The organism is Caldisericia bacterium (assembly GCA_021158845.1).
Lineage (GTDB): Bacteria > Caldisericota > Caldisericia > B22-G15 > B22-G15 > B22-G15.
Window position 1 is genome coordinate 1 of sequence record JAGGSY010000154.1, and the last position, 4,073, is coordinate 4,073.

At 38.4% G+C, this 4,073-nt stretch carries 4 protein-coding genes; all 4 read left to right on the plus strand.

Annotation, left to right across the window (positions count from 1 at the left end):
• Window positions 1–146: 146 nt before the first annotated feature.
• The gene (locus J7J33_05450) at window positions 147–653 is read left to right on the plus strand and encodes a gamma carbonic anhydrase family protein (GenBank protein ID MCD6168723.1); all 507 of its coding nucleotides are present in this window, start codon (window positions 147–149) and stop codon (window positions 651–653) included.
• Window positions 654–697: 44 nt separating this feature from the next.
• On the plus strand, window positions 698–2,419 hold the full coding sequence (gene ade / locus J7J33_05455; GenBank protein MCD6168724.1) for an adenine deaminase: 1,722 nt from the start codon (window positions 698–700) through the stop codon (window positions 2,417–2,419).
• 1 nt (window position 2,420) lies between these two features.
• Window positions 2,421–3,782: a dihydroorotase family protein gene (locus J7J33_05460; protein MCD6168725.1), complete on the plus strand. Its 1,362-nt coding sequence runs from the start codon at window positions 2,421–2,423 to the stop codon at window positions 3,780–3,782.
• Between the two features lie 60 nt (window positions 3,783–3,842).
• A partial coding sequence (locus J7J33_05465) for a hypothetical protein (GenBank protein ID MCD6168726.1) occupies window positions 3,843–4,073 on the plus strand: 231 nt, incomplete at its 3' end.

A 4,073-nucleotide genomic window follows, 5' to 3' on the forward strand; every position in this document is an offset into this window, starting at 1 on the left:
AAGATATGTAATTATGCTCCTCATTCCTATCACCTCCAGATTAATTATACAATTTAATTTTTAAAAGTTGTGCCTGAAAGAATTCCATTAAAGATAGAATTGGGGTATAATCAAGAAAAGAGAACTCTTTATAGAGAGGTGATACTTTGATTAGAAGGTATCTTGATAAGGAACCAAAGATAGATAGGGATGCGTGGATTGCTGAAAGTGCAGATGTTATAGGAGATGTGATTGTTGAAAAGAATGTGAGTATTTGGTATGGTGTGGTGATAAGGGGGGATCTCTCTCAAGTTTTAATTAAGGAGAATTCCAATGTTCAGGATAACTCAATCATTCATGTTGATTATGATAAACCAACAATTATTGGGAAAGGTGTTACTGTTGGACATGGTGCAATTCTACATGCCTGTGAAATTGGAGATAATTCACTCATAGGGATGGGTGCCATAGTGCTCTCCGGTGCAAAGATAGGGAAGAATTGTATTATAGGTGCTGGTGCATTAATTCCAGAGGGAAGAGAGATTCCTGACAATTCCCTTGTTCTTGGGATTCCGGGAAAGGTGATAAGGAAAGTTAGTGATGAAGAGGTGGAGAGGTTAAAGGAGGCAAGTAAAGAGTATCTGAAATTAAAGAAAAACCATGAATCCATGTAAATTAAGGCTCCCAATTTGGGAGCCTATTTTTTTATGAGGTGAAGATGGGTCTTAAAGAGAGAATTGAAGTTGCAAGAGGTGAGAGAGAGGGAGATGTCTTACTTAAAAATGCAAAAATTGTAAATGTTTTTGATCTATCCATTGAGGAGGGGGACATCATAATTTATGAAGGCGAGATTGTGGGTATTGGTGATTATAAACTGGCAAAGGAGACATACGACCTTAGGGGATACTATGTATCACCTGGACTCTTTGATTCACACATGCATATTGAAAGCACACTCCTTATCCCTGGTGAGTTTGCGAAGGCAGTTGTTCCACAGGGAACCCTGTATGTTATAGCTGATCCTCATGAAATTGCCAATGTTTCAGGTGTTAGAGGGATAAAGTTTATGCTTAATGCCACAGAGAATCTTCCAATGGATATATTCTTTATGCTTCCCTCCTGTGTTCCAGCTTCTCCCTTTGAAACATCTGGAGCAAGACTTTTGGCAGAGCATCTCTATCCATTCATGTCTCATCCAAGAGTTCTTGGTCTTGGAGAAGTTATGAATTTTCCAGGCGTTGTGAGTGGAGATAGAGAGGTTTTAAAAAAACTTGAGTTATGCAAGGAAAAGATCATTGATGGACATGCTCCTTTCCTTATGGGTAAGAATTTAAATGCCTATCTTACAGCTGGGATTTTATCTGATCATGAATGCACAAACCTTCATGAGGCAAAGGAGAAGCTTAAAAAAGGAATGTGGATAATGATAAGAGAGGGAAGTGTTGCAAAGGATTTAAATGCACTTTACCACCTCATAGATGAAAAAACATACCCAAGAATTCTTCTGTGTACCGACGACAGGCATCCAGGAGATTTAATCACAGAGGGACACATAAATTCCATAGTGAGAGAACTTGTTAAAAAGGGTATTGATCCCATTCTCTCCATAAGGCTTGCAACCCTTAACCCTGCCACATACTTTAAGCTCAAGAAAAGAGGAGGTATAGCACCGGGCTATTTTGCAGATGTTGTTGTATTCTCAGATTTAATTAATTTTGAACCAATCCTCGTGTTCCATAGAGGAAAACTTGTTGCAAAGGATAGGGAGCCTCTATTTGATTATGAGAGAACAAAATCTGAAGGAGGGGTTAAGAACACAGTTAATGTAAAGACAATGACCTATGAAAAACTCAGGGTCAAAAGAGGCGGGGAGAAGATGAATGTTATAGGAGCAATAGAGAATTCTCTTATTACAGAAAGATACGAGTTTGAGCCAAAAGTTGATGGGGACAATGTAATAGCAGATACAAGTAGAGATATACTAAAGATTGCCGTTGTTGAAAGGCATAAAGCAACTGGAAATGTTGGTGTTGGTTTTGTAAAAGGGTTTAAGTTAAAGAAAGGTGCTATTGCATCAACCATTGCCCATGATAACCACAACATAATAGTTGTTGGAACAAACGACAAGGATATGCTTCTATCCATATTTGCCCTTGAGTCTCATGGTGGTGGTATCTGTATTGCAAAGGATGAAAAAATTATTGATTTGCTTCCCCTTCCATTTGGAGGTCTTATGACAGACAGGTCAGCTTATGAGGTGGATTTAAAATTTAAAAAACTTGTGAAGATTACAAAGGAACTTGGCTGTCCAATGGATGACCCATTTATGACCCTTTCATTTATGGCTCTTTCTGTTATACCCCATCTTAAGATAACAGACCTTGGACTTGTGGATTCAGACAAGTTCAAAATTATATCCCTATGGGATACAGGAGGATAAAATGAAACTTATTAAGAATGGAATGGTTTTCTTTGAGGGAAAGTTAAATAACCATGATATTTTAATTGATGGGGAAAGGATTGTTGGTATAGGTGAATTTAATCCAGATGGTAAGGAGATAATAGATGCAACAGGTCTTCTCATTCTTCCCGGTGGAATTGATATGCATGTCCACTTTAACGATCCAGGATACACCCATAGGGAAACATTCAAAACAGGGAGTATGGGAGCTGCATCAAGTGGTATTACAACAGTTGTTGATATGCCATGCACCTCAATCCCTCAGGTGAGGGATGTAAAGTCTCTTCATGAAAAACTAAATGTGATAAGCAAAGAGTCCTTTGTTGATTTCTGTTTGTATGGGGGAGTAACGGGAGAGGAAGTAAGGAAAGGAGAATTCTCAAAGTTGAAAGAGCAGTGGGAGGAAGGAGTTATTGGGTTTAAGATATATGGCTATTCCTCTGCTCCAACCTATGAGAGGGTGTCATATGGAGAGATGAAGGAGCTTTTCTCCTTCGCCAGTGATTTTGATGCTTTATTTACCATACATGCAGAGGACTTCTCCCTCGTTGACCACTTCACAAGACTTATGTTGAAGGAGGGAAGGAAAGATGCACTTGCTTGGATTCAGGCAAGGGTATATGAGGCAGAACCCCTCTGTATATGGGCTTCATCAAGAATTGCCATGGAGGAGGGAGTTAGACTCCACATAGCGCATCTATCCACAGGAGAGGGTGGAATCATTATAAAAGAAAGAAAGGAGGAAGGGGCAAAGATAACAGTTGAGACAACTCCCCACTATCTACTTCTTTCTGAGGAAGATTTATTAAGGGATCCAATTAAAGTAAAAACCTCTCCCCCTGTGAGAGGTGAGTGGGATAGGGAAACTCTATGGGAACTTCTTAAAGATGGAATCATTGATGCCATTGCCTCTGACCACTTCTCTGCCAACTGGGAGAAGGAAAAGCTTAAGGAAAACATATTTGAGGTTGGAGCAGGAATATCCGGTATTGATACAATATTTCCATTGATCTTCTCTGAAGGAGTTATGAAGGGAAAAATAACTTTAAAGAGATTTGTTGAAGTAATAAGCGAAAATCCTGCAAAGATAGTTCATATATACCCAAGAAAGGGAGTGATACTTCCCGGTTCGGATGCAGACCTTGTCTTTATAGATACAAAGAGAAAATGGAAGATAAAGGGAGAGAATTTCTTTAGTAAAGGGAAATATACACCTTTTGAGGGAAGGGAGATTTTTGGTAAGGTTGTTAAGACAATGATAAGGGGAGAGGTTGTTTTTGATTTAGAGAAAGGATTCCTTGTTGAACCCGGCTTTGGAAAATGGATTAAAAGGGAGTATTAAACCTTTTAAATGAAAGAAACAAATTAAAGAATTTTTAATCTAAAATTAACGAAGGAGAGAATGGTTAAAATTAAAGATAAAAAATTAGTTTTTGAGTTTGACCCTTCCCTCTTCAAGGATTTAATGAAGAATAAGATATTCATAACCATAGTTATCCTAATAGTAGTATCTCTATCCCTCTTCTATTCCTTTAGAGCCTACTACTACACCCATTGGTATGTGGTGTATTATGGGGAGAGTGAAAACTTTGAAGCTGAAGTAGTAGCTGTTCCTGCAATAATTGAGAAGAAA